This window comes from Mycobacterium sp. AMU20-3851 (genome assembly GCF_043974665.1).
Classification (GTDB): Bacteria; Actinomycetota; Actinomycetes; order Mycobacteriales; family Mycobacteriaceae; genus Mycobacterium.
Genome location: NZ_CP146371.1, coordinates 4,646,268 through 4,665,416, shown reverse-complemented (window position 1 = coordinate 4,665,416; position 19,149 = coordinate 4,646,268). Strand labels below are relative to the sequence as shown.

At 68.9% G+C, this 19,149-nt stretch carries 18 protein-coding genes; 12 read left to right on the top strand and 6 right to left on the bottom strand.

Annotation, left to right across the window (positions count from 1 at the left end; all coding sequences use genetic code 11):
• Positions 1-15: 15 nt before the first annotated feature.
• Positions 16-1,449: an APC family permease gene (locus V4U86_RS22230; RefSeq protein ID WP_395308058.1), complete on the bottom strand. Its 1,434-nt coding sequence runs from the start codon at positions 1,447-1,449 to the stop codon at positions 16-18.
• Positions 1,450-1,732: 283 nt separating this feature from the next.
• Between V4U86_RS22230 and V4U86_RS22225 the strand changes: the two genes are divergently transcribed.
• From V4U86_RS22225 to groL, 5 genes are all read left to right on the top strand, one after another.
• Positions 1,733-4,009, top strand: coding sequence for a propanediol/glycerol family dehydratase large subunit (locus V4U86_RS22225; protein WP_395308057.1), 2,277 nt, complete (start codon positions 1,733-1,735; stop codon positions 4,007-4,009).
• Complete coding sequence (locus V4U86_RS22220) at positions 4,006-4,365, top strand: diol dehydratase small subunit (protein WP_395308056.1); 360 nt, start codon at positions 4,006-4,008, stop codon at positions 4,363-4,365. The genes V4U86_RS22225 and V4U86_RS22220 overlap by 4 nt, the downstream gene beginning before the upstream one ends.
• Positions 4,362-5,924: a diol dehydratase reactivase ATPase-like domain-containing protein gene (locus V4U86_RS22215; protein ID WP_395308055.1), complete on the top strand. Its 1,563-nt coding sequence runs from the start codon at positions 4,362-4,364 to the stop codon at positions 5,922-5,924. Before V4U86_RS22220 ends, V4U86_RS22215 begins: the two co-directional genes overlap by 4 nt.
• A gap of 178 nt (positions 5,925-6,102) precedes the next feature.
• Positions 6,103-6,405: a co-chaperone GroES gene (gene groES / locus V4U86_RS22210; RefSeq protein ID WP_036421278.1), complete on the top strand. Its 303-nt coding sequence runs from the start codon at positions 6,103-6,105 to the stop codon at positions 6,403-6,405.
• Positions 6,406-6,483: 78 nt separating this feature from the next.
• Positions 6,484-8,103 carry a chaperonin GroEL gene (gene groL / locus V4U86_RS22205; protein ID WP_395308054.1) on the top strand — a complete coding sequence of 540 codons (1,620 nt, stop codon included), beginning with the start codon at positions 6,484-6,486 and terminating at the stop codon, positions 8,101-8,103.
• 76 nt (positions 8,104-8,179) lie between these two features.
• Here groL and V4U86_RS22200 read toward each other — a convergent pair whose 3' ends face one another.
• On the bottom strand, positions 8,180-9,091 hold the full coding sequence (locus V4U86_RS22200) for a hypothetical protein (protein WP_395308053.1): 912 nt from the start codon (positions 9,089-9,091) through the stop codon (positions 8,180-8,182).
• Positions 9,092-9,164: 73 nt separating this feature from the next.
• Here V4U86_RS22200 and V4U86_RS22195 point away from each other — a divergent pair, with 73 nt between their 5' ends.
• Positions 9,165-9,314, top strand: a complete 150-nt coding sequence (locus V4U86_RS22195) for a hypothetical protein (RefSeq protein ID WP_395308052.1) — start codon at positions 9,165-9,167, stop codon at positions 9,312-9,314.
• A gap of 377 nt (positions 9,315-9,691) precedes the next feature.
• On the opposite strand, the gene V4U86_RS22190 is transcribed toward V4U86_RS22195, so the two are convergent.
• Positions 9,692-11,245 (bottom strand): alpha/beta fold hydrolase, encoded by a 1,554-nt coding sequence (locus tag V4U86_RS22190; protein ID WP_395308051.1) that lies wholly within the window; start codon positions 11,243-11,245, stop codon positions 9,692-9,694.
• A gap of 148 nt (positions 11,246-11,393) precedes the next feature.
• Between V4U86_RS22190 and V4U86_RS22185 the strand changes: the two genes are divergently transcribed.
• On the top strand, positions 11,394-11,669 hold the full coding sequence (locus V4U86_RS22185) for a hypothetical protein (RefSeq protein ID WP_395308050.1): 276 nt from the start codon (positions 11,394-11,396) through the stop codon (positions 11,667-11,669).
• Positions 11,670-11,795: 126 nt separating this feature from the next.
• Here V4U86_RS22185 and V4U86_RS22180 read toward each other — a convergent pair whose 3' ends face one another.
• Both V4U86_RS22180 and V4U86_RS22175 read right to left on the bottom strand, forming a co-directional pair.
• The gene (locus V4U86_RS22180; RefSeq protein ID WP_395308049.1) at positions 11,796-12,299 is read right to left on the bottom strand and encodes a hypothetical protein; all 504 of its coding nucleotides are present in this window, start codon (positions 12,297-12,299) and stop codon (positions 11,796-11,798) included.
• Between the two features lie 87 nt (positions 12,300-12,386).
• Positions 12,387-12,677: a WhiB family transcriptional regulator gene (locus tag V4U86_RS22175; protein ID WP_395308048.1), complete on the bottom strand. Its 291-nt coding sequence runs from the start codon at positions 12,675-12,677 to the stop codon at positions 12,387-12,389.
• A gap of 397 nt (positions 12,678-13,074) precedes the next feature.
• Here V4U86_RS22175 and V4U86_RS22170 point away from each other — a divergent pair, with 397 nt between their 5' ends.
• The 3 genes from V4U86_RS22170 to V4U86_RS22160 all read left to right on the top strand — a co-directional run bounded on the left by V4U86_RS22170 (position 13,075) and on the right by V4U86_RS22160 (position 15,809).
• Complete coding sequence (locus tag V4U86_RS22170; protein ID WP_395308047.1) at positions 13,075-13,866, top strand: hypothetical protein; 792 nt, start codon at positions 13,075-13,077, stop codon at positions 13,864-13,866.
• Positions 13,867-13,972: 106 nt separating this feature from the next.
• Positions 13,973-14,548 (top strand): sigma-70 family RNA polymerase sigma factor, encoded by a 576-nt coding sequence (locus V4U86_RS22165; protein WP_395308046.1) that lies wholly within the window; start codon positions 13,973-13,975, stop codon positions 14,546-14,548.
• The gene (locus V4U86_RS22160; protein ID WP_395308045.1) at positions 14,541-15,809 is read left to right on the top strand and encodes an anti-sigma-D factor RsdA; all 1,269 of its coding nucleotides are present in this window, start codon (positions 14,541-14,543) and stop codon (positions 15,807-15,809) included. The genes V4U86_RS22165 and V4U86_RS22160 overlap by 8 nt, the downstream gene beginning before the upstream one ends.
• Before the next feature lie 8 nt (positions 15,810-15,817).
• Here V4U86_RS22160 and V4U86_RS22155 read toward each other — a convergent pair whose 3' ends face one another.
• Positions 15,818-16,222: a DUF5319 domain-containing protein gene (locus V4U86_RS22155; RefSeq protein ID WP_087019751.1), complete on the bottom strand. Its 405-nt coding sequence runs from the start codon at positions 16,220-16,222 to the stop codon at positions 15,818-15,820.
• Between the two features lie 165 nt (positions 16,223-16,387).
• Between V4U86_RS22155 and guaB the strand changes: the two genes are divergently transcribed.
• Both guaB and V4U86_RS22145 read left to right on the top strand, forming a co-directional pair.
• A complete protein-coding gene (gene guaB, locus V4U86_RS22150; RefSeq protein WP_395308044.1) occupies positions 16,388-17,929 on the top strand; it encodes an IMP dehydrogenase in 1,542 nt (513 codons plus the stop codon).
• A 62-nt stretch (positions 17,930-17,991) separates the two neighbouring features.
• On the top strand, positions 17,992-19,119 hold the full coding sequence (locus V4U86_RS22145; RefSeq protein WP_395312164.1) for a GuaB3 family IMP dehydrogenase-related protein: 1,128 nt from the start codon (positions 17,992-17,994) through the stop codon (positions 19,117-19,119).
• Positions 19,120-19,149 lie beyond the last annotated feature (30 nt).

The window sequence follows — 19,149 nt, the reverse complement described above, 5'->3', positions numbered from 1 at the left end:
GAGAACGCTCCTCGGTCAGGCAGCCGGGGTCGGCGCGTCGTCCGGTGCCCGTCCGCTCAGGGCGGCGCCGATCGCCAGGAACACCACCGGCGCGATGCCGAAGATGAGCGCCAGCGTCGTCGATCCGCCGACGACCAGGGTCAGGTTCGCGATGATCATGGCGACCACCGCGGCCAGCACGATCGCCGCCACCACGGACAGGACGATGATGTTCGTCGGGCCGCCCCGGCGCTTGAAGAAGATGCCGACCGAGATCGTCGTCAGCAGCCACAGGATGGACAGTCCCCAGATGCCGAGGCCGCCGAGCGGGCCGAAGATCTGCAGCACCGGGTCCAGCCCGATAACCACGAACACACCCATGATCACCATGGACAGCACGGTGACCAGGATCGACGCGTTCGCCGGGGAACCGAGTTTCGGGTGCACCTCGCCGAGCTTGCGCGGCAGCACATTGTCGCGACCCAGCACGAAGGTGTACCGCGCGGCGATGTTGTGGAAGGCCAGCGCGCAGGCGAACACACTGACGAACCAGAACAGCGTGGTCAGGTCCTTGCCCAGGATGCCGAGGTACTTCTCGGCGGTGTTGACCATGTAGTTGTCCGGGTCGTCCTTGGCGACCTGGATGGCGTCGTTGCCGCCGTTGCCCTCGACCAGCGCCCAGCTGGAGAAGGCATAGAAGGTGGCAACGATCCCGACGGCCCAATAGGTGGCGCGGGGGACGGTGCGGTCGGGATCGCGGGCCTCGTCCCGGAAGACGGCGGTGGCCTCGACACCGACGAATCCCCACAGCGCGTAGAGCAGCGCGATGCCGAATGCCCCGGAGATGCCGGACGGGGTGAAGGAATCACCGGTGATGCCCTTGTCGCCGCCCTGAAGCACGATGACGAGGTCGAGCACCACCAGGATGGCGACCTCCGACACCAGGAAGATGCCCAGCACTTTGGCGCTGAGGTCGATGTCCCGGTAGCCGAGGAATGCGATCACCAGCAGCACCACACCGGTCAGCACCCACCACGGGACCGCCGGGCCGCCGACGATCTCCAGGAGGCTGGACAGGATGACCCCGTCGTAGGCCGCCACCGCCAGCAGCGTCGCCATGTAGGCGGGCAGCGCGAGCACCGCGGCGCCGGTGCCGACGGCTTTGCCCAGGCCCTTCTGGATGTAGGCGTAGAAGGCGCCGGTATCGGAGACGTACTTGGACATCGCCACGAAGCTGGCCGCGAACAGCAGGAAGATCACCCCGGCGACGAGGAACGCCACCGGAATACCCGTGGTGTCGCCGAGCGCCATCGCGATCGGGACATTGCCGCCCACGGTCGACAGCGGCGCGGCCGCGGCCACCACCATCAGCACGATGGCGGGTACGCCCAGGTTGCCACGCAGATGGCCGCGGGTATCCGGTGGCTTTGTACCGCTGGGCTTTTCGCCGGCGTTGACAGCTTCAGTCATGGGTTGAACCTCCTCTGCGCACGGAGCAGGCGTTCATCGGCTCCGAGTCCGGGGAAAGTCTGCGAGACGGAAAGGGTGTCTGCCATAGGTCTGCGTCAGTTTCCAACATTTTGTTGTAATCGGTTCTCAACTTCGGGCGTTCCGGTGTGGTGTTCTCACACATGTTGTTGGAAGGTCGCCGCGTACCGTTGTCCGTCGCCGGTGCCCGGGTCGATGCTGTGTCCACCGCCATGAGATGTCCACCTCGACGATGATGCCCACCCGCGACGTAGAGAGGCCACCAGTGAACAGCCCCGAACCCGAGCCGGACCACCGGCTCGGACGCATTCGTCTGCTCGACGAGCAACGCGTCAACCTCGACGGCTTCGCCGAACCGGACCCCGCGCTGGGCATGATCTCGCATCTTTCCCCGCACGACCCGGAACCGTCCTGGGTGGTCGACGACGCAGGCAGGGTGCTGGAGATGGATTCCACCCCGGCGGCCGACTTCGACACGATCGACGAGTTCATCGTGGGGCACGCGATCGACCACGCCCAGGCACCCGAGTCGATGGCGATGTCCGAGGTGGAGCTGGCGCGGCTGATCGTCGACTCCAGCGTGCCGCGCGCGGACGTGCTGAAAGTGTGCTCCGGGCTGACCCCGGCGAAGATGGCGCGGGTGGTGGCGGCCCTGCATCCCGTCGAGATCCAGATGGCGATGATGAAGATGCGTGCCCGCAAGACGCCGGCCAATCAGGCCCACGTCACGAACCGCCTCGATGATCCGCTGCTCATCGCCGCCGACGCGGCCACCGCCGTCGCGTACGGCTTTCGGGAGCTCGAGGCGACGGTGCCGGTGCTCGACGACGCGCCGGCGGTGGCGGTCGGGTTGCTGATCGGCTCGCAGGTGCCGGCGCCGGGGGCATTGACGCAGTGCTCGGTGGAGGAGGCCCGCGAGCTGGAACTCGGTGTGCGCGGCCTGGTCTCGTACGCCGAGACGGTGTCGGTCTACGGCACCGAGCAGGTGTTCACCGATGGTGACGACACCCCGTGGTCCAAGGCGTTCCTGACGTCGTCGTATGCGTCCCGCGGTATCAAGATGCGGTTGTCCAGCGGCGCCGGCTCCGAAGTGCTGATGGGTGCCGCCGAAGGTAAGTCCATGAACTACCTGGAGTCCCGGTGTGTCGCCCTGGCCAAGGGCATCGGCGCCCAAGGCGTTCAGAACGGCGGCGTCGACGGCGCGGCGATCACCGCCTCGGTGCCCGGCGGTGTCAAGGAACTGCACGCCGAGAACCTGATGGTCATGCTGCGCGGGCTCGAATCCTGCAGTGGTAACGACTCTTTGATGAGCGAATCGACGATGCGCCGGACCAGTCGCACGCTGCCGACGCTGTTGTCCGGATCGGACTTCATCTTCTCCGGTTTCGGCTCGGTGGTCTCCTACGACAACATGTTCGGGCCGTCGAACTTCAACGCCGACGATCTCGACGATTACCTGGTGATGCAGCGCGACTGGGGCGTGGACGGCGGGCTGCGGTCCTGCGACCCGACGACGCTGGAAGCCATGCGCCGCCAGGCCGCCGAGGCCACCCGCGCCGTGTTCGAATACCTGGGTTTGGCCGACTTCGACGACGACCACGTGGAAGCCGTTGTCGCAGCGGCGGGTTCGAAGGACCTCCCGGAGAACGACGGGGTCAAGGTGCTCAGCGCGGCACGGATGATCGACCAGTCGGGGCTGACGGTGCTCGACGTCGTCGCCGCGCTCGCCGAGACCGGGTTCACCGAGCTCGCGGACCGGGTGCTGGGGATGTCCCGGGCGCGGGTGATCGGCGACTACCTGCAGACGGCGGCGATCTTCGACGAGGAGATGAACGTGCTGTCCGCCCTGGAGGACCCGAACGACTACCGCGGGCCCGGCACCGGGTACCGGCCCACGCGCGAGCGGCAGGCCCAGATCGACACCGTGCGTCAGGCCCGGTCGGTCGCCGACCTCGTCCGGGAGCAGGCGGCCTTCGCCGAGGACGAGCGGCTACGGGTGCTGGGCCCGGCCCAGGTGGGTTCGGACCCGCGCGAGGTGGTCGTCGGTGTGTCTCCGGCGTTCGGCACCCAGCTGTTCCGCACGTTGTCCGGGATGACGATCTATGACGTGCTCGAACAGATCCTCGCCGGCCTGGAGGAAGAGAAGTGCGTGCCCCGGCTGGTCCGGATCGCCGACAGCATCGACCTCGGGGCGATCGGCAAGACGGCCGCGGGTCTGTCCGGGTCCGGTATCGGGGTCGGGCTGCAGGCCAAGGGCACCACGCTGATCCACCGTCGTGACCTGCCGCCGCTGGCCAACCTGGAACTGCTCAGCGTGGCGCCGCTGATCACCCCGGAGATGTACCGGACCATCGGGATCAACGCGGGTCGGCATGCCAAGGGCGCCACACCGGCCCCGATGCGCAACGCCTACACCGACGAGGCGATCACGGCGCGGTATCACACCCGGGTGGTCTCGATGGTCGCCATCGAGCGGTCCGAAAGCCTTGCCCTCGACGGCGGTCAGCGCCGTCGGCACGTCGAGATGGAGTTCAAGCGATGACCGCGATTTCGCATTCGGGCCGCCACGTCACCGAGGTCACCGTCGAGGCCGCACGCGACGGGGAACTCGTCCTGGACGACATCCGGATCAGCCGGGAGACGCTGCTGCGGCAGGCGGAGAATGCCGAGCGCAGCGGATCGGCGCAGCTGGGCCTGAACCTGCGCCGCGCGGCCGAGATGACCGCGCTGAGCGCCGAGGACATGCTCGCGTCCTATGAGGCGCTGCGCCCCGGCCGTTCGTCGTTCGAGGAGCTGGAAGAACTGGCCGGGCGCCTCGACGCGCACGATGCGCCCACCTGCGCCGCGCTGGTCCGCGAGGCCGCGGTCGTGTATCGGCGGCGCGGCCTGCTGCGATGACCGTGTGGGCCGGTGTCGACATCGGCAACGCGACCACCGAGGTGGTGCTGTGCCGCGACCAGGTCGTCGTGGCCGGCGGGCGAACGCCCACCCGTGGCGGCAAGGGCTCGCCGCGTGCGATTCACGGTGCCGCACAATTGGTCCGGCGACTGGCGGACAAGCACGGCGTGACCGTCGACCGGGCGGCGTTCGCGCCGACCCCGCCGGTGCATTCGACCGTCGAGCAGGTGCGGTTGCAGGCACAGCGCACCGGTCGGCTCACCATCGTGACCCGGTCCGCGGCCACCACCGCCGGTGACGCCGCGGGGGTGGGCACCCCGGTGCCGGTCGACTGCCTCGACACGGTCGAGCGGGGTCGTCCCGTGATCGTCTGCGCGGGCCCCGAACACGGTTACGCAGCGGTGGCCGGCCTGGTCAATGCGGCCGTCGCGGCCGGATGTGACATCACCGCGGTGCTCACCGCCAACGACGAGGCGGTGCTGGTGTCCAACCGGCTGCTGACCCCGCTGCCGGTCGTCGACGACGTCGACGTCGAGCAGGTACTGAGAGCGGAGCTGGTCGCCGTCGAAGTGCGCGACGGGGTGTCGCCGCTGCAGCGGCTCACCGATCCGTTCTGGCTCGCCGACGCGTTCGGGCTGGGCGACGCCGAGCGGCCCGATGCGCGCGTCATCGCCGATCAGCTCTTCGACAGCGTGTGCGCGGTGGTGGCCTTGGGTGACCGTGCCGACGCGGACGAGCCGGCGCCGCCGGCCCCCGAGCTGCCCGGCGGATCGGTCCACGTCGTGCGGTTGGCCGATATTGCCGGCGAAGCGAATTCGCGTCGCGGGTCGGTGTCCGTCGACAGCCTGGTGATGGCGAGGATGGCCGGCGACGGAGAACCGCCCGCCGAGGCCGAGGCGCTCGCCGACGCGCTCGGGGTGCCCGTCACCCGCATCGACTCCGAAGCGGGGGCGGCCCGGGCCGGTGCACTGACCACCCCCGGCCTGCCGGCTGAGGTCGTGGTGGTGGATGTCGGCGGCGGCACCGTCGACGTCGTGGCCGAGGAAGACCGGATCGTGCTACCGGGTGCGGGTCAACTGTTGACCACCGCGACGGCGGCGGCGCTGGACATCTCGACGAGCGCCGCCGAGTACGCCAAACGTGCCGAGGCGGTCACCGCGGTCACGGTGCAGCTCGTGGAGGACGAGCACGGCCGGCGCCGGTTCCTGGACCGCCCGCTCGACGGCCGCAGTACCGGCTGGCTGTTGACCGAAGCGCCCAGCGGTCTGCTGCCCTTCACCTCGGCGCTGTCCGGCGCGGAGTGGCGCAGCTGGCGGTTGGCGGCCAAGCGGCTGGTGATCGGCGGCAATGTGCTGCGCGGCCTGCAACAGGTGGCCACCGGTGCGACGGGGGTACTGCTGGTCGGCGGCGGAGCGGGCGACGACGAACTCGTCCGGGCACTGGCCGAGCGGCTTGGCCACGAGGTCACGGTGGGGCGCGGCAACGTCGCTGGTGAGCTGGGGCACCGCTTCGCGGTGGCCTACGGGCTCGTGGTCCTGGCGTCCGCCGGCGCTGCGTAGGCACAACCCACCCTTGAGTGCTAGCACTCTCGTGTATAGAGTGCTAGGTGGCACGCGGCCCACCCCAGCGCCGGCACCCGCGACGACGGAGCGAAGGTACGGACGCATGCCGAACACCTGGTAAATCCGAGGTCCCGGAGCAATCCCGGACTCACACTCAACTAAGTGGAGGGCTCCCATCGTGGCAGTCAACATCAAGCCACTCGAGGACAAGATCCTCGTTCAGGCCAACGAGGCCGAGACCACGACCGCTTCCGGTCTGGTCATCCCGGACACCGCCAAGGAAAAGCCGCAGGAAGGCACCGTCGTCGCAGTTGGCCCCGGCCGCTGGGATGAGGATGGCGAGAAGCGGATCCCCCTGGATGTTGCCGAGGGTGACACCGTCATCTACAGCAAGTACGGCGGCACCGAGATCAAGTACGGCGGCGAGGAGTACCTGATCCTCTCCGCGCGCGACGTGCTGGCTGTCGTCAACAAGTAAGCACTCGTGTATCGCCCCGGATGTCCCCGTCGTATCGGGTGACGTCCGGGGCGCTATGCATCAGGCCAAAGGACATTTATGAGCAAGCAGATCGAATTCAATGAAACTGCGCGCCGCGCCATGGAGGCCGGCGTAGACAAGCTCGCCGATGCCGTCCGCGTCACCCTCGGCCCGCGCGGCCGCCACGTGGTGCTGGCCAAGGCGTTCGGCGGACCAGTCGTGACCAACGACGGCGTCACGATTGCCCGCGAGATCGACCTGGAGGACCCCTTCGAGAACCTGGGCGCCCAACTGGTCAAGTCGGTCGCCACCAAGACCAACGACGTCGCCGGTGACGGCACCACCACCGCGACCGTGCTCGCCCAGGCCATCGTGAAGGCCGGCCTGCGCAACGTCGCGGCCGGTGCCAACCCGATCGCGCTGGGTTCGGGCATCAGCAAGGCCGCCGACGCCGTGTCGGAGGCGCTGCTCGCCGCCGCCAAGCCGGTCAGCGACAAGACCGCCATCGCGCAGGTCGCCACCGTGTCCTCGCGGGACGAACTGGTCGGCGACCTCGTCGGCCAGGCGATGACCACCGTCGGCGCCGACGGCGTCGTCACCGTCGAGGAGTCCTCGACGCTGGAGACCGCGCTCGAGGTCACCGAGGGTGTCGGCTTCGACAAGGGCTACGTCTCGGCGTACTTCGTCACCGACTTCGACGCCCAGGAAGCCGTGCTGGAGGACGCGCTGGTGCTGCTGCACCGCGACAAGATCAGCTCGCTCCCGGACCTGCTGCCGCTGCTGGAGAAGGTGGCCGAAGCCGGTAAGCCGCTGCTGATCATCGCCGAGGACGTCGAGGGAGAGGCGTTGTCGACCCTGGTCGTCAACGCCATCCGCAAGACCCTCAAGGCCGTCGCCGTCAAGGCGCCGTTCTTCGGTGACCGCCGCAAGGCGTTCCTCGAGGACCTCGCCGTGGTGACCTCCGCCCAGGTGGTCAACCCCGACGTCGGCCTGGCGCTGCGCGAAGCCGGTCTCGACGTGCTGGGCTCGGCACGCCGGGTCGTGGTGACCAAGGACAGCACCGTCATCGTCGACGGTGCGGGCACCCAGGACGACATCGATGCCCGCAAGGCGCAGCTGCGCAGCGAGATCGAGGCCACCGATTCGGATTGGGACCGCGAGAAGCTCGAAGAGCGCCTCGCCAAGCTGTCCGGTGGCGTCGCGGTCATCAAGGTCGGCGCGGCCACCGAGACGGACCTGAAGAAGCGCAAGGAAGCCGTCGAGGACGCCGTCGCAGCGGCCAAGGCGGCCGTCGAGGAGGGCATCGTCACCGGTGGTGGCGCGGCGCTGGTGCAGGCACGGTCCGCACTCGACAGCCTGCGTGGATCGCTGTCCGGTGATGAGCTCGTCGGCCTCGAGGTGTTCGCCACCGCGCTGTCGGCCCCGCTGCACTGGATCGCGACCAACGCCGGTCTCGACGGTGCCGTCGTGGTTAGCAAGGTCGGCGAACTGCCGGCCGGGCAGGGCTTCAACGCCGCCACGCTGACCTACGGTGATCTGCTCGCCGAGGGCATCGTCGACCCGGCCAAGGTGACCCGCTCCGCGGTGCTCAACGCGGCGTCGGTCGCCCGGATGATTCTCACCACCGAGACGGCAGTCGTGGACAAGCCGGCCCAGGAAGAGGATCACGGCCACGGCCACCACGGTCACGCGCACTAGTTCATAGCTCGACGTGAACACCCCCGGTCCTGTTGGACCGGGGGTGTTTTCGTGCAAGCATGCAACGCCGCGGGTGTCACGCAACCAGTTTGAGCGGCGGGCTCCCGGGCATGCGGCCGGCTGGCACGCTGCGGGTGTGAGCGGAAACCGACGACCCCGTACGCACGACCCCGATCGGCCCGGCCCGGACGTAACGCGTCAATTCCATTGTGTGCAAGGCCATCCGCGCGCGTGCCTGGCGGTAGCCCAGCCGCACGCCGGTCGCCGCGGCGGCGAGCAGCCCGCTCAGCCCCGGCAGCGCGGCGGAGAGCAGCGCCCACAGCGAGATCGCCGCCAGGGCGGTGACCACACCGCGGACCGGTGTCGGGTGCGTCCCGTCGGCATCCCGGGAGCCGGTGAGCGCCATCGCGGCGGGCAGCGACGAGGTGAACGCCAGGGCCGCACCGAGTCTCAGGCCGGCGGCGAGCGCGTTGTCGAGCGTCGATGAACCCCGCTTCGGTGACAACGACCGCGACAGGATCCGCTCCAGGACGAGCACGATCGAGTTGGCCGGGAGGAATGCGCTCGGCACTCGCGCATCGCCACCACCCTGGCCGGCCCACGGAATGCCGAGTGTGGCACGGAAGTCCGTGACCATCTGGATGACTGCGGTGACGATGTCGAGGGCGGTGGCGACCAGATTGCTCAACAGGTAGGCGACGGCTGCTCCGAGTCCCGGTGCGGCAACGGAGACGACCGTAGGTTTCGGTATCGCACTCACGGGTGCCGGTGGGCCCTGGGCGGGAGCGGCGTCCGGGATCGGTGCCGGCGCAGGCTCGGGCGCGGCCTGCGGGCCGCTCAGGGCGGCCGCCATCGGAGCCGTCAGCTCTGCCGTCTGCTGTGCGACCGACGACGGGGCCACGGTCTCGGTTCCGGTTTTCACTTCGGTGGTGTCCGACCCGTGCCCGGCAGCGGCGGGCTCGGGGACGGCGACGACCGGGTCGGCCACGGGGGCCGGTGCGTCCGTCGGCGGTGTGTCATCCGAATCGTTCGATGGCGCGAACACGGGGGAGCGAGGTTCGGTGTCCTCATTTGCCCCGGCAGATGTGCCCGATTCCTCATCGTCAGGACCGGTGCTGCCGCCGGAATCGTCAGACGCCGATGGGCTGTCGTCCCTGGCCGAGGGGGTCGGGGTGTTGTCGCTGTCGCCGCCGGATTCGCTGGTGCTGTGACTCGAATCCGATGAGGCCGGGCCGTCGGGTTCGGCCGATGCGACCGCACCGTTGATACTGCCCATCACGAGTCCGGTGGACAGTAGGCATGCACCCGTGATCAGGTGAATACGCGTGGCAATCGGGGTCTCCTACGTGACGCCGTAAATCGGCACCCAGCAAACAACATATGTGTGACCCACCTCACAGCAGGGCTCAATTCTCCGTGCCCGACCCGAATGCTGTCAATGGATCCTTTTGCCGCGGGTGTGCACGGGTCGCGGAATCAGCTGAACGCACGGTCATGCATGCTCATGCTGTGTTTGCGATGAGTAAAGTCTGCGACGCCGACTCCGCTGGGTCCAGGGAGAACTAGTTCCTGCGTCGTCGACGCGCGCTCACGCTGGCGCGAGGGCGGGTAACTCGATGTTCGCGATGCAGGACCGGTCCACACCGGGTCCGGGCTCATCGACGAACGCGGTCATGATCGACTGGGCGCACGACGAGTCCGGTATGACACCGTGTCCGCTGCCAGGGAAGTGCAGCACCGTGGAGTTGGGCAGCCCCCCGGTGACCTCGTCCACCCAGGCCGGCGCGGTGCTGGCGTCGAAGGTGCCCGACAGGATCAGCGTGGGTACCGCGCTGTATACCGGCTGCCGGGCGGTGGGGTCGGATCTGCCGACATCCCACGCGCGGCACTCGTCGAAGATGTAGCTGCCCGTCGGGGTCATCCGCAGGACGGCGTCGGGCAGGCCCGGCATCGCCTTGCGCGCTCCGGCCAGGGCGTCCTGCGGGGTCGTCCAGTTGGCCATCTCCTGGCAGTAGGTGCCCAGCGTCAGCCCGTAGCCCAGCAGTCCGCGCTGCTCTGCCGGCAGGTCGCTCGCGGCGATCGCCTCGGCCGCCGGGGTCACGTCGCCTCGCGACGCGGCGTAGATCATCCGCGCGATATCGGCCACCTTGGTGGCGTCCCTGCTCCAGTCGACCACCAGCGGGACGAGCTTCGACCCGTCGACGGTGACGGGCACGTCGCGCCCCGCCGGGTCGGTCACCCGGACCTGTGCCGGTGCCCGGTCCAGGGCGTCGACGGTCCTGGAGAAGGTCTGCTGCAGATCGGGATACACAGCGACGCAATGGGGTTGATCGGCGCACGCTTCGGCGATCGCGGCCAGTGCGCCGGCTGGGGCCTCCCACCATCGGTCGACGATGTCGATGTTCGGCGGCACCACCGAATCCAGCACCACCGACCGGATGCCCTCCGGGTGGTCCCGCAGGATCTGCAATGCCAGGTCCGAGCCGTAGGACACCCCGTAGAGGTTCCATTCCCTAATGCCCAGTGCGCTGCGCAGATCGGCATGGTCGGCGGCGTTCTCCAGGGAGTTGTAGGCCGCGAAGTCGACGCCCGAGCCGGCCAACCGGTCCCGGCAGGCTGCCACGGCGGCCGCGGCGAGATCCGCGGTCGACTGCCGGGCGAAGACCAGATCGATTGACTGCGTGGCGAACTCGTCGGTCTCCGGGCAGGACAGGAAGGGGTCGCTGTGGATGGTGCCGCGCGGGTTGACGAAGATGACGTCGCGGTCGGCGTTCATTCCGCCTGCGATGACCGCGGGGGCGCTGAGTGTCCCGGCGCCGCCCGGACCGCCGGCCAGATAGACGATCGGATCCTCGGCGGGCACGTCGCTGAGCGCCTCGGCCCGGGCCACCAGGATCCGGATGGTGCGCCCATCGGCCACGCTACGGTTCTCCGGGACGGTCAGGTACCCGCAGGTGAACTCCGGCCCGAGGTTGGCCTCGGCCGCTCCGGGGAAGTTCGGTCGCGGACACGGGGCAGACGCATACAACAGTCGGGTCGTCTCGCGGGGACCGGCGGTGTCCTGCGCGCAACCCGCCACCGCGGCGGTGAGCACGGCCGACAGGATTGCGCTGAGCGCCGTTCGGGATTCGCCCAAGCGCATCGTTGCTGGCCTCCCACCGGACTGTCCCCTGCTCGGACGGTAGCCGACCTCGGAAATCGGCGGGGCCGTTCGGCGTCGATATCTGCCGTGCCGGGGGTGTTTTCGACCGGCGCCCGGCGGTACCCTCGAGTCATCGAGGTGAGAGACGATGAAACTTCTTCACACGGCCGCAGCAGGCGTATTGGCACTCGGTATCGGCGCCGGAACGGTGATCGGCGCGAGCGTGGCGAGTGCCGCTCCCGGTGCTCCCGGCATCGACTTCCCGCAAAAGCCCCACCATGGTGGTGGATGGGATGACTGGGGTCCCAAACCGGGCAACGGGCATGGCCCGTGGGGCAAAGGGGGTTTCGGTTTCGACGGTATCGACGCGTGTATCAGCGCGACCGCCCCGTACGGCAACGTGTCGGGCTTCGTCTGTATCTAGAGTCCGCTTGAGACACAAAGGTGTTCGCGCATCCGCTGCCCCACCTGCGGGCTGTCCACGATGCTGCCGAGGCCAGGATGCCGTCGTGCCGCGCGCACGGACACCGAGGGTTGTACGCCCGGTGTGTCAATCGTGTAGATCGCCCACCGGTGCGGGCTGAATGGTCACCAGACGGTATGTGCCCGGTCGGGTCTCGTCGGTCACGAACCGCACCACCAGGGTGTCCGGCGGGAACCGGGTGGCCAGACCGTTGAGGGTTCTGGACAGGAACACCTGCGCTTTGGCGTTGCCATACCAGTTGGGATCGGCCGGGTCGGTACGGAGACCGCTGACCTGCTCGATCGCCTCGTCCCAATCCCGCACCGCTTCCGGGAGGGGATCGGGGAACCCCGTGGACTTGCGGTACGCGTCGTGCTGTCCGGCAAGCGTTATCGGGGCTGCGGTGCCGACCGGTGTTCCGGTGATGGTGCCGTCGACGACGTCGGCCGTCACCGATACCAACCGGGCGGTGCAGACACCGTCGGGATCGCAGGTATCGAGCGGGTTCGCCTGCGCGGGCGAGACCGCGGCCATGGCCGGGACCGTCAACGCGGCGACAGCGGCCAGTGCGCGGCCACGGATGTTCAGCACGGGACCTCCTCCCGGGGTTCGACGTCACTGAACTTCTATTCGGTGAAGCCGTCTCCGGAGTTACAGTCCGCTGCCCGCGCGGCGGGGTCAGGCGCTGCGGCGCATCCCCCGCTTGAGCAACAGTTCGCGCTCGGACTCGGACAGCCCGCCCCAGATGCCGTAGGGCTCACCGACCGCCAGCGCGTGCGAGCGGCACTGGGTGATCACCGGGCAGGCCCGGCACAGTTCCTTGGCGCGCATCTCGCGCTGGGAGCGGGCCCGGCCACGCTCACCGTCGGGGTGGAAGAACACCGAGGAATCGACACCCCGGCATTGGCCCTGCATTTGCCAGTCCCAGATGTCGGCGTTGGGTCCGGGCAGTTGCTGCGGTTGTGGCATTGGAAAACCCCTCTCTTCGCACACATTTCGCGAAGACGCGTGAGTGCGTGAGTCGCGGAACTGAACCGAGCTCTTGTCGCCGATGACTACTCGTGCACACAACGTAGAAGGGCTACCGAAAAGTCGTCAATAGCCTCGCCCGTCAGGAAATCGCATAACCGCAGGGTGCGAATTTACTTCACGTTCATCATGTTCACTTGCGGGCAACGGAACAGGTGCTTTATATCCCGGCCCGGAATGCGCGATGGGAGCATTTTCCCAGTTCGCCCGGATTTCATCCATTTCGCGAACGCGGGCCCGTTGATCTCTCGGTAACTTTGCGAACACCAACTGTTAACCAAGGTCGATTTGATCACCTTTTCCGGCGATTGCGGGGCGTTGATAGCGTCCGTGTGCGATGTCTACCCCGATCACCAGCCCCACTGCGGCCCTCACCGAGGCGGCCTTCGGGGGCAATCCCGAGCTGTGGCCGCTTCCGCCGGCATCCGATCCGCGCGACCGCTGGCTGCGTGCGGTGGCCGCCGGCGGACAGGGTCACTACGGTGTCGCGCTGACCGAACTCGATGCGATCACCCGGCACCACGGCGGTCCCATCGTCTCGCTGGCGCACAGCACGCGGGCGTCGTTCCTGCGTCAACTCGGCGGTCACGACCTCGCCCGCGGATGGGACGGCCGGGCCTGGGCGGCGGCCGGCACCGACCCTGAGGCCGGAGCGGACGCGCTCGTCGGTCTGGCCGCCGATGCCCTCGGGGTCGGCCGGCTGGCCGCGTCGGCGCGGCTGCTGGAGCGCGCGCAGCAGGTGCCCGGCACGCCTCGCGGCGCGGTCCGGTCGGGATGGGTGTCCGCGGAGCTGGCGATGGCCGGCGGCGACGGCGCGGTTGCCGTCACACACGCCGAACGTGCCGTCGAACTCGCCGACACCCTGGGCTCCACCCGGCACCGGGTGAAATCTCAGGTGGTGCTCTCTGCGGCGCTGTGCTGCGCCGGTCGACTCGACGAGTCACGTGAGGTTGCCGACACCGCGTTCGCCGAGACGGCCGCGTTCGGGCTCATCCCGCTGCGCTGGGCGCTCGGGTGCCTGCTGGCCGATATCGGCAGTAGCAGGCATTCCGCCCAGCAGGTCGCGGTCATCCGTGACGAGGCCGCCGATACAGTGCGACGCGGAGGCGGCGTGTGGACGCGTCGCTGAACCGGTTCACCCCGTCTCGGTCGTTAGTGTTTACCTGACGCAATCGTCCGCGCGAGTCCTCATCACCGAGAACGCCCCATCCGTAACGCTGGAGAGATCAACCACGATGACAATTTCGGGAGAACGTCTCGATGATGTCGTCGCTGATGCTGTAGCGGGGGATCGTGACGCTCTTCGGGTGGTCTTGGAGACCATCCGCCCGATCATCGTCCGGTACTGCCGGGCACGGATCGGGTCTGCCGAACGAAGTGGTCTGTCCGCAGACGACATTGCGCAGGAGGTGTGCTTGGCCGCCATCACGGCGTTGCCGCGCTACAAGGATCAGGGACGTCCGTTCCTGGCCTTCGTGTACGGCATAGCGGCGCACAAGCTTGCCGATGCGCACCGAGCATCGGCACGCAACCGCGCCGAGCCCACCGACAACGTGCCGGAGCGGTTCTCCGGCGAGGCCGGCCCCGAACAGTTGGCCCTCGACGCCGACGCGTCGGCCCGGATGGAGCGGCTGCTGGCCATCCTTCCGGAGAAGCAGCGGGAGATCCTCATCCTGCGTGTCGTCGTCGGGATGAGCGCCGAGGAAACCGCGGAAGCGGTCGGTAGTACCCCCGGCGCGGTGCGGGTCGCCCAGCACCGTGCCCTGGCCAAACTCAAGTCGGAGATCACTGCGGGAGGTGAACATGCCTGATTTCGGTCGCTGGACCGCCAACGGCGGTGACCCCTCCCTCAATGACATCAACCGCGCCGACAAGTTCCTGGATGCGCTCGCCGCCGAACAGGCGCCGTTCGCCACCGACCGCGGTGACGCCGATCTGGCCTTCCTGCTGTCGGGCTGGCGCGACGAGGTCCGTCACGTCCCGATGGATCACATCCTCACCCCGTCGCAGGCGGGCGCGGCACTCGTCGACGCGACGACCGTGCGGCGCCGGCCGAACCGGCTGTCGCTGGCGGTCGTCGGCTCGGCCGCCGCGGCGGTGCTCTGCCTCGGCGGTTTCGGCGCCGCGGTGTTCGCGGCGGGCCCGGGCGACGGTCTTTACGGCGTGCGCAGCATGTTCTTCGGCGACGAGCGGGCCACCCGCGACGACGCGGTGGTGCTGGCCGCGCAGACCGAGCTCGCCCAGGTGCAGCAGCTGGTCGAACAGGGGCAGTGGGATCAGGCCCAGGACAAGCTGGCTGCATTGTCGTCGACGGTGCAGAGCGTCGACCGGGTCGAGCAGAAGCAAGAACTGATCGAACAGTGGAATGCGTTGACCTACAAGGTCGTCGAGCAGAATCCGGCCGCGACCCTGCCCCCGCCGGGGGAGCCGTTGCCGGTACTGCCCGCATCGCCTCTGACACTGCTGCCCGTGCCGGTGATCGAGGATCCCGCCACGGTCACCACCGAGCCCGCAGATGGGTCCGCGACCACCGAGCCGGCGACGACCGAGCCGGCCACCACGTCGGCCGAGACGACGCCGCCGGAGACCACGAGTCCTTCGGAGACCAGCCCGTCGGAGACCTCGCCGGTCGAGACCAGCACGGCACCGACGACCACCGCACCGACGGCCACGACGCAGCCGAGCACGACGCAGCCGACCACGACGGTGGCCCCGACCACGACTGCCTCGCCGACGAGCACGGCGGCACAGACACCGGTCACCACCACCGCACCGACGACCACGGCGCCGAGCACCACGAGTGCGGCCGCGACCACGACGGCACCGAGGACCACGACGGCACCGCCCGCCGCGACGACCACGACGACGATCGTGCAGTCGAGCGCCTCGGCCCCGCCGCGGGCCAGCGCACCGCCGGCCTCCGCACCCGCGGAGCCGAGCACCGTCCAGGAAGCGCCTGTCGTGGAGGAGGAGCCGGTCATCGAGCAGCCGACGCAGCAGCGTCCGGCAGAGACGGTTCCGCCGGTGGTCACCACGACGACGGTCGTTGTGCCGTCAGACGGCGAGGAGTAACCCGCGGGTCAGCGGTAGCCGTCGGATTCCGAGGCCGCCTCGTTGAGCGAGGCGTCGGCATATCCGCGGCAGTAATCCCAGGTCACGTAGGCGTCGGGCTCGGGATCGTAGGCGGGCTCATGCGGGCGGACCGTGCCGTCGACCAGCAGCTGCAGCAGATTCGCGCGCAGCATGTCCCAGTCGTGGTAGTGGTCCTGCTGGCATTCGTCGCAGCACACCACCAGGCCGCGAATTCCCCTGTGCGCCAACAACGCCTCATAGACCGCCAGGTCAGCCAGGTCCGCTTCGACGGCACTGCGTTCCTGCGCGTCCAGCGGCAGGCCGGGCTCAAGCGCATCCAGCGCCGCCGACGGATCGTGCGGGTCGTCGGCGAACGGGTCTGGTGGCAGGCCAGGCGGGAGGTCATCTCGCACGGATCTAGCCTACGCAGCCCCGCTGGCTTCGCGCCACCGGTTCACCCGGTAGCGCGCCGCATGTCGCACCGAGACGACGTCGTACGGCGTGGCGGTGAGCGATGTGGCCGGTGCCGATAGACTGGCAACCTAGATTCGCGACTGTTCTTAGTGGAGGCTCCACCCATGTCGATCGCTGAAAGCAGCGTCCCGCTCGCCATCCCGGTTCCGACCGGCGGCGATGATCCGACCAAGATCGCCATGCTGGGGTTGACCTTCGACGATGTCCTGCTGCTGCCGGCGGCCTCGGACGTGGTGCCGGCCAATGTGGACACCTCCAGCCAGCTCACCAAGCGCATCCGGTTGCGGGTGCCGCTGGTCAGTTCGGCCATGGACACCGTCACCGAGTCGCGGATGGCCATCGCCATGGCGCGTGCCGGCGGCATGGGCGTGCTGCACCGCAACCTGTCCATCGCCGAGCAGGCCGGCCAGGTCGAGACCGTCAAGCGGTCCGAGGCCGGGATGGTCACCGACCCGGTCACCTGCTCGCCGGAGAACACCCTGGCCGAGGTCGACGCCATGTGCGCGCGGTTCCGGATCTCCGGGCTGCCTGTGGTCGACAGCGCGGGCGCTCTGGTGGGCATCATCACCAACCGCGACATGCGCTTCGAGGTCGACCAGAACAAGCCCGTCGCCGAGGTGATGACCAAGGCCCCGCTGATCACCGCGCAGGCCGGCGTCTCGGCCGAGGCGGCGCTCGGGTTGCTGCGCCGACACAAGATCGAGAAGCTGCCGATCGTCGACGGGAACGGCAAGCTGACCGGCCTGATCACCGTCAAGGACTTCGTCAAGACCGAGCAGTTCCCGCTGTCCACCAAGGACAGCGACGGCCGCCTGCTGGTCGGTGCGGCCGTCGGTATCGGCGATGACGCCTGGACCCGGGCCATGACGCTGGTCGAGGCCGGGGTCGACGTGCTGATCGTGGACACCGCGCACGCACACAACCGGATGGTGCTCGACATGGTGAGCCGGTTGAAGGCCACCGTCGGCGAGCGCGTCGACGTGGTCGGCGGCAACGTCGCCACCCGCGCCGCCGCCGCCGCGCTGTGCGATGCCGGCGCCGACGCGGTCAAGGTCGGGGTGGGTCCCGGCTCCATCTGCACCACCCGCGTGGTCGCCGGTGTCGGTGCCCCGCAGATCACCGCCATCCTGGAGGCCGTCGCGGCCTGCTCGCGCAAGGGCGTCCCGGTGATCGCCGACGGCGGTCTGCAGTACTCCGGCGACATCGCCAAGGCGCTGGCCGCCGGCGCCTCGACGGCGATGCTGGGCTCGCTGCTGGCGGGTACCGCCGAATCCCCGGGGGAACTGATCTTCGTCAACGGCAAGCAGTTCAAGAGCTACCGGGGCATGGGCTCGCTGGGCGCCATGCAGGGCCGTGGCTCGCAGAAGAGCTTCTCCAAGGACCGTTACTTCCAGGACGACGTACTTTCCGAGGACAAGCTGGTGCCCGAGGGCATCGAGGGCCGGGTCCCGTTCCGCGGCCCGCTCGGCACCGTCATCCACCAGCTGACCGGCGGCCTGCGGGCTGCCATGGGCTACACCGGGTCGGACACCATCGAGCATCTGCAGCAGGCGCAGTTCGTGCAGATCACCGCGGCGGGGCTGAAGGAAAGCCACCCGCACGACATCACGATGACCGTCGAAGCCCCGAACTACTACGCGCGCTGACGAGCGCCTGCGCGAGGAACCGACAACTCAGTAGCCCGAAAGGCATCCCGTACATGCGCGACATGGTTGAGATCGGCATGGGCAGAACCGCCCGCCGGACCTACGAACTCAGCGACATCAACATCGTCCCGGCCCGCCGGACCCGTTCCTCCAAGGACGTCTCGACCGCCTGGCAGTTGGATGCCTACCGGTTCGAGATCCCGGTGCTGGCCCACCCGACCGACGCGCTGGTATCGGTCGAGTTCGCCATCGAGATGGGCCGGCTCGGCGGTCTCGGGGTGCTCAACGGGGAAGGGCTGATCGGTCGGCACCGCGATGTCGAGGCGAAGATCGCCCAGGTCATCGACGTCGCGAAGACCTCCGAGGACGAGTCGGCCTCGATCCGGCTGCTGCAGGAACTGCACGCCGCCCCGCTGGACCCCGAACTGTTGGGGGCGGCGGTGGCGCGCATCCGGGAATCCGGTGTCACCACCGCGGTGCGGGTGAGCCCGCAGAACGCCGCGGCCCTGACCCCGGCGCTGGTGGCGGCGGGCCTGGACCTGCTGGTCATCCAGGGCACCATCATCTCGGCCGAGCGCGTCGCCAACGACGGTGAGCCGCTCAACCTAAAGACCTTCATCTCCGAACTCGACGTGCCGGTGGTCGCCGGCGGCGTGCTCGACCACCGCACCGCACTGCACCTGATGCGTACCGGCGCGGCCGGCGTCATCGTCGGCTACGGCTCCACCGCGGGAGTGACCACCAGCGACGAGGTCCTCGGCATCAGCGTGCCGATGGCCACCGCGATCGCCGATGCAGCCGCGGCGCGGCGCGAGTACCTCGACGAGACCGGCGGACGGTACGTGCACGTGCTGGCCGACGGGGACATCCAGACCTCCGGCGACCTGGCCAAGGCGATCGCCTGCGGCGCGGACGCCGTGCTGCTCGGCCCGCCCCTGTCGGTGGCCGCCGAGGCGCAGGGCGACGGGTGGTTCTGGCCGTCCGCCGCCGCGCACCCGTCGTTGCCGCGCGGTGCCCTGCTGCAGATCGCGCTCGGTGAGCGCCCGCCGCTGGATCAGGTGCTCAACGGCCCGTCCGACGATCCGTTCGGTTCGCTGAACCTGGTAGGTGGGCTGCGCCGGTCGATGGCCAAGGCCGGGTACTGCGACCTGAAGGAATTCCAGAAGGTCGGGCTGACCGTCGGGTCGTAGTCCGTTCGGCGGCTCTTTACAAGTTAGGCA

Coding starts and splice junctions, on each gene's coding strand:
- V4U86_RS22230 (WP_395308058.1), bottom strand. CDS start 1,449: ATGACTGAAGCTGTCAACGCCGGCGAAAAGCCCAGCGGTACAAAGCCA.
- V4U86_RS22220 (WP_395308056.1), top strand. CDS start 4,006: ATGACCGCGATTTCGCATTCGGGCCGCCACGTCACCGAGGTCACCGTC.
- V4U86_RS22215 (WP_395308055.1), top strand. CDS start 4,362: ATGACCGTGTGGGCCGGTGTCGACATCGGCAACGCGACCACCGAGGTG.
- groL (WP_395308054.1), top strand. CDS start 6,484: ATGAGCAAGCAGATCGAATTCAATGAAACTGCGCGCCGCGCCATGGAG.
- V4U86_RS22190 (WP_395308051.1), bottom strand. CDS start 11,245: ATGCGCTTGGGCGAATCCCGAACGGCGCTCAGCGCAATCCTGTCGGCC.
- V4U86_RS22185 (WP_395308050.1), top strand. CDS start 11,394: ATGAAACTTCTTCACACGGCCGCAGCAGGCGTATTGGCACTCGGTATC.
- V4U86_RS22175 (WP_395308048.1), bottom strand. CDS start 12,677: ATGCCACAACCGCAGCAACTGCCCGGACCCAACGCCGACATCTGGGAC.
- V4U86_RS22170 (WP_395308047.1), top strand. CDS start 13,075: ATGTCTACCCCGATCACCAGCCCCACTGCGGCCCTCACCGAGGCGGCC.
- V4U86_RS22165 (WP_395308046.1), top strand. CDS start 13,973: ATGACAATTTCGGGAGAACGTCTCGATGATGTCGTCGCTGATGCTGTA.
- V4U86_RS22160 (WP_395308045.1), top strand. CDS start 14,541: ATGCCTGATTTCGGTCGCTGGACCGCCAACGGCGGTGACCCCTCCCTC.
- guaB (WP_395308044.1), top strand. CDS start 16,388: ATGTCGATCGCTGAAAGCAGCGTCCCGCTCGCCATCCCGGTTCCGACC.
- V4U86_RS22145 (WP_395312164.1), top strand. CDS start 17,992: ATGGTTGAGATCGGCATGGGCAGAACCGCCCGCCGGACCTACGAACTC.